This is a genomic window from Candidatus Woesearchaeota archaeon, assembly GCA_016214075.1.
GTDB lineage: Archaea > Nanobdellota > Nanobdellia > Woesearchaeales > DSVV01 > JACRPI01.
The window spans coordinates 1-4,840 of record JACRPI010000031.1 but is presented as its reverse complement, the minus strand read 5'-3'; the positions used below and the strand labels follow the sequence as shown (position 1 = coordinate 4,840).

The window sequence follows — 4,840 nt, the reverse complement described above, 5'->3', positions numbered from 1 at the left end:
TTTGTTAATCCACATCAACAACTCAAAGGGAAAACTCCTGCTGAAGCAGCAGAGATTGATCTCCATTTAGGACAGAACAAGCTTCTTGATCTCATAAGATGGAGAGCAAAAATGCAGATGACGAAGAGATGACAATGTCTACAAACAGAAAGGTATTTATAGTGGAAATACAAGAAAATGGTGGAAGAGGTTCACTTATGAAATACGTTCCTATACTCATTGTTTGTTTATTATTTTTTATCGCGTCGTGCACAGCAACACTTGAACAAGGAGAAATTGTTCTCAATTTCTGCGACGCGGATACTGCTGATTATATTGACTGCACCGCTATTAGTTTAACGACAGATACTGTGGTCATGCAATTTGAAACTACTTCTTCGGATGTTGTTTCCCTTGATAGTATTATTCTTGAATTGCCTGATGAAGAAGTTTACTGCAGCAGCGAAGCAGATGACATCACTTCTGATGATGAAGGAGTTTATGACGTTCTTATCGCATGCGATGAACTTGGAGATTATGAAGATCAAAATACACAGCTCGCTTTTACTGTGACTCTGACACTCTCTGATGGTTCAACTGTTACGGAAACTGGATCTGCTGAAGATTGGGTTTGATTGATTTTATTGATACTTTTTTCTATTTTTTACAAAGCCAACAACAACATTGGCACAGACGGCCATACTCACTTTGTTAGTATGTCCTACTCCGCTAACCATGACCCTAGCCTTCACTTCGTTCAGGTATAGGAACATGGTTAGCTTCGTCTGGCCATGTTGTTGGCTTTGTGTTGTTGTATAAACACACAAGCGCTCGAACGCTTCCTGTGAGAGCGCTTGTGCAGAGACGCGAGCGTTAGTCGAGCGTCTCTTTTATTGTTTTGAATTTTATATTTCTTATTCATCTAAACTAATTGATAGGAAATATTTTAAACAAGACATGTTTGTTCTCTTTTTATGATACAATTCACTGCTCGCGGTCACAAGAATGTGCTTTCTCTTCACAGAAATACTGTTGAATTTACCCACGACAAAGAATTAACGCTTCGTGGAGATTGCATTCTCGCTGTTTCTGCTGATTATTCTATCGAAAATATTCGCGACGCGCATGTGCATGGCAAACTGAAGATTGTTATGGAGATTGATGGCATTTCTGACGAAATTATCGCGGAATATAATCCTTTGTTTCAAGATCCTCATGAAATGGTGATTCGCCGCACTGATTTTGTGGATCGTCGGACATTCGCGATCAAGGCTGATAAAGTGGCGAAGGATATTGACAGAAGGATTGTGGAGAAGATGAAGAATCCTGACGCTGTGCTGATCATAAGCATCACTCCTTTACCACAGAAAAGGGATTAAATTTTATAAACGCACTATGGTTACTTCCTTTTATGTCAAACAGACTCACAAGGAGGCTTTTAGTCGATCCTGAGGAACGCGCGCTTCAGCGACAACTTTTTCTTGAAGAACAATGTAGCCTTCAGACTGATCTCGAAGACCTTATTCGCACTGTGGAAGAAGAACCTTTTTCAGTTATTGCTGGAGAACTCGCCGCGTATGTTGATAATGTTGTTGATGATTATTCCCCTGCTCCTGACAATTTTGATCAATTTTTCAAGGATACGCTTGTTCGTTCCATATATGACGCCATACAATTTTACAAGCCCGTTCCTTCCAGAAAAATAGGTGGTCCTTATTTTCGGCATCCTATGCTTCTTTTTCACATTCTTCTCAGCGCAGGATGCACTGATCTTCAAACATTCCTTACTGCTTTTGACCATGACATTCCTGAAGAACTCTTGAAAATTGCGCAAAAAAGAGGAGACGAACGAACAGAAGAAGTTTTTATTACTGAAATCCTTCGTGATGTACAAAGCACGCGTTATACAACACTTCGCGACATAGGATATAGACCACAGAAAGCGAGACACATACGAGATGCTACTTCTTCTCAAACAACCTCCCTTACGAAGCGCGAGGGGCAGCTTTATTATGAATATGTGGGAAAGATTTTTGCTCCAGTACATCCGCGTCTTTCACGATCAAATCAACTTCATTGCATGCGCGTTAAATACGCGGACGCGACAGCGAATCCCATGGATCTTTGTTCTCCTGAAGCCGCGCTGCTTCGTAATGATGAAATCACTGATGATGTCATTATTGCTGCATTTGAAAGTGAAGAGAGATCGCGAGTGCAGCGCCTTACTCGTAAGACTGCATATCTTGGCAGGTCTGAACATCATCCAGACACCGCGAAAGAAGAACTCAAGGGTTCTCACTGGATGAAAACATTATACAAGGCAACGACTGTTCGGCAGGCGGAACGGTTATGGTCGCTTCACCGCAAAAATGTTCGTGATCCTGTGATCACCGCAATCCCTCTTTCTGAAGTTATTGTAGATACCGCGCAAGAAGTGATCAATCATTTATGCACCTATCATTGTGGAGGTCGTCCAGGACAACTTACCCCCGCGCTTGCGTATCAAGTCTATAAAGAACATCTTGATTATAAAAAACGTGGAGGATATAATGGCATTACTCCTGTTGGCGAGCATCCCTTTGATGGTCTTTTAAGTCGTTTCTTTGACACCAGTGTTCGTGGAGACTCTTCATACATAAAATCCCTTGATGAGAATCGTGTCATGATGCTCCGCGCAGCATTCGCGTTTAGGGAATTGGGACAGCGTTTCCATAGCGATTCGGCGTTTTACCTTAAAGGACTTTCAGAAACTGGTTTGCGTGTTGCGCAGCCCGCATTGGTTTAGCGTTTTCTCTTTCTAAACAATCGCGGATTTTTTTCTATAAACTTTTTTATCCAGCGCTCAAAGAATGGAACTTGGTTTTTTCTTTTCAGATAAAAGTATCCACTCCATGAGATAATGATTGCCCCTATACTATCAACAATTAAATCCCACATCGTATCCACTAATCCAGAGCTTTGCATATTCCAGCCTAACGAGCCATCTAAAATAAACTCCACAATTTCCCATAACGCGCCTATCGCGACCGCAACACAAAATGAGAAAAACATAGCAAGCTTTGGCGATGTTTTAATCTTATGCTCCGTATACATGATGTATAACGCGAGAAAGCCAGCGAATCCGAGGAGAAGTCCTGAAAGGCTGTGGAGGAAGATGTCCCACCACCAAAATCTTGCGTAGAACTGGTGTACTTCTCCGAAAAATAATGAGAATGAGATGAACAAAACAACAAGCGCTTCAAATTCTATGGGAATATTTAGTTTGTAATTTCTCGCGATTAACGCGGGAATAAATGTTAGGACAAGAATTCCCACCGCAATAAAAAGGATTTCAAGATTTCTATTCCACGCGGCAGCCACTGCTTCGATGACTATTATAAGGCGAAGAAAATAGGACAGCGCGAAGAGGAATTTTTCAGTATAGTCTGTTTGTTTATTTTTCTGCTTTGACATAACTGTTTTATTTGTTTTGAGGTATATTAATCTTTTCGTTAGCTTTTTATAGAACTCCTGAATTCACTCAGTTATGAAGACAGTTGATCATGTTTTAAGACAATATCATTATGTGGATGTTCCTACAAGAGAGTTGATTGAAACAGAAGCGAAACGTTATGCGCCAGGACATGAAGAAATATTTGTTGCTGCATTAGGTCTTCTTCAAACAGCAATGGAGATTGGTGATACTATTTTTTGCGGGCAGTATGATCCGAGTAGTTTTGAGATAGTGACCATACTTGAAGAAATGCAACATCTTGGTGCGCCACAATTCAGTCGTTTTCTTGATGCAACAAAAAGAGCTGGTGGACAATACGACCATTATAGTAGAGAAAAACTTGAACCCGATTTTACTCCTGAAGATCTTCGCTCAGGATATGATTTGCTTGTTTCTTCTGGATCGCATCTTGTTGATGCAGAAGTCTCTGGAGGAACAATTCATCTTCCGACACTTGAAGCACGATTATTTGATCCGATTGTTAATGCAACACTCCCAGAATCCAGAGGATTTTACCCTGCTGCGATGAATGGTTCTGAACAAGATAACCTTCTTGCTTCTATTCGTGCAGATTCTGCTCTAAAGTCTCATTATACTGTTGTTGATATGGATAATGGAAATCTCGTCGCAATTCCGTTTACAGAAATGTATGGAATAGAACTTGGTCTGATGCATTCCTTTGTTGATGATGCAATCCAAAAGTTTCAAGAGCTTGAACTTCGTTTGGATCACGCACCAGCTCATGGTCTTCATTCTGTCATTGAATTTCTTCGTGCACAAGATATGGCGAATGGAACACTCGATTCAGAATTGGTTTATTCACCAACAGATCGCGCTCGCGTTCGCGCGTATAAAGTGGAAACACCTGTTCCATTCTTCTTCGCGCTTTCTTTTGAATCCACCTATGATGATCCTTTTACCATGAAAATGGCAATGGCTGGAACCTTGAGTATTGAAACAGAGGAATGTCGCAATCTTAGTCCGTTTGTTGCAAAATTCCTTGATACTGCTGCGCTTGAAAAAAGCATTCCTTATACCCCCGCGATTCGCGCGGAAGTTCCTTTTGTTCCTGTACTTATGCATGATTGCGTCTATAGATCAGGGCACGATCTCATTGGTGGACAAGCACTTGCTGCAACCTATCGTTCAGAAGATAACAAAGTGAATGATGAAGAAGGAGTTGTTATTGTCGCATGGCGCAATGTGATTGCCGCAAAAGCAGAAGCAATTCTTAGAGCCTATCCCATTAGATTGACCTCCATGTAATTATTCCACATGCGAGATGCAATAATCCTATGTAAGCATCTGGTCTTTTAGACCAACGAATCAATAACCCTCTAAATCGGTTGAACCAACTATGTGTACGTT

The 4,840-nt window shown here is 41.0% G+C and carries 5 protein-coding genes; 4 read left to right on the top strand and 1 reads right to left on the bottom strand.

Going from position 1 to position 4,840, the window contains the following annotated elements; all coding sequences use genetic code 11:
- The first annotated feature begins 197 nt into the window (after nt 1–197).
- From HZC31_06300 to HZC31_06290, 3 genes are all read left to right on the top strand, one after another.
- Nucleotides 198–614 carry a hypothetical protein gene (locus HZC31_06300; GenBank protein ID MBI5002972.1) on the top strand — a complete coding sequence of 139 codons (417 nt, stop codon included), beginning with the start codon at nt 198–200 and terminating at the stop codon, nt 612–614.
- Nucleotides 615–953: 339 nt separating this feature from the next.
- Nucleotides 954–1,358, top strand: coding sequence for a DUF371 domain-containing protein (locus HZC31_06295; GenBank protein MBI5002971.1), 405 nt, complete (start codon nt 954–956; stop codon nt 1,356–1,358).
- A 32-nt stretch (nt 1,359–1,390) separates the two neighbouring features.
- Nucleotides 1,391–2,764, top strand: coding sequence for a hypothetical protein (locus HZC31_06290; GenBank protein MBI5002970.1), 1,374 nt, complete (start codon nt 1,391–1,393; stop codon nt 2,762–2,764).
- Here the strand turns inward: HZC31_06290 and HZC31_06285 are convergent.
- Nucleotides 2,761–3,432, bottom strand: coding sequence for a hypothetical protein (locus HZC31_06285; protein MBI5002969.1), 672 nt, complete (start codon nt 3,430–3,432; stop codon nt 2,761–2,763). The two genes, HZC31_06290 and HZC31_06285, sit on opposite strands and share 4 nt — an antisense overlap.
- Before the next feature lie 73 nt (nt 3,433–3,505).
- Between HZC31_06285 and HZC31_06280 the strand changes: the two genes are divergently transcribed.
- Nucleotides 3,506–4,738 (top strand): hypothetical protein, encoded by a 1,233-nt coding sequence (locus HZC31_06280; GenBank protein ID MBI5002968.1) that lies wholly within the window; start codon nt 3,506–3,508, stop codon nt 4,736–4,738.
- Nucleotides 4,739–4,840: the final 102 nt, after the last annotated feature.

What these genes read in the sequence shown, in the direction of transcription:
- HZC31_06285 (MBI5002969.1), bottom strand. Translation starts at nt 3,432, where the DNA reads ATGTCAAAGCAGAAAAATAAACAAACAGACTATACTGAAAAATTCCTC.
- HZC31_06295 (MBI5002971.1), top strand. Translation starts at nt 954, where the DNA reads ATGATACAATTCACTGCTCGCGGTCACAAGAATGTGCTTTCTCTTCAC.
- HZC31_06290 (MBI5002970.1), top strand. Translation starts at nt 1,391, where the DNA reads ATGTCAAACAGACTCACAAGGAGGCTTTTAGTCGATCCTGAGGAACGC.
- HZC31_06300 (MBI5002972.1), top strand. Translation starts at nt 198, where the DNA reads ATGAAATACGTTCCTATACTCATTGTTTGTTTATTATTTTTTATCGCG.
- HZC31_06280 (MBI5002968.1), top strand. Translation starts at nt 3,506, where the DNA reads ATGAAGACAGTTGATCATGTTTTAAGACAATATCATTATGTGGATGTT.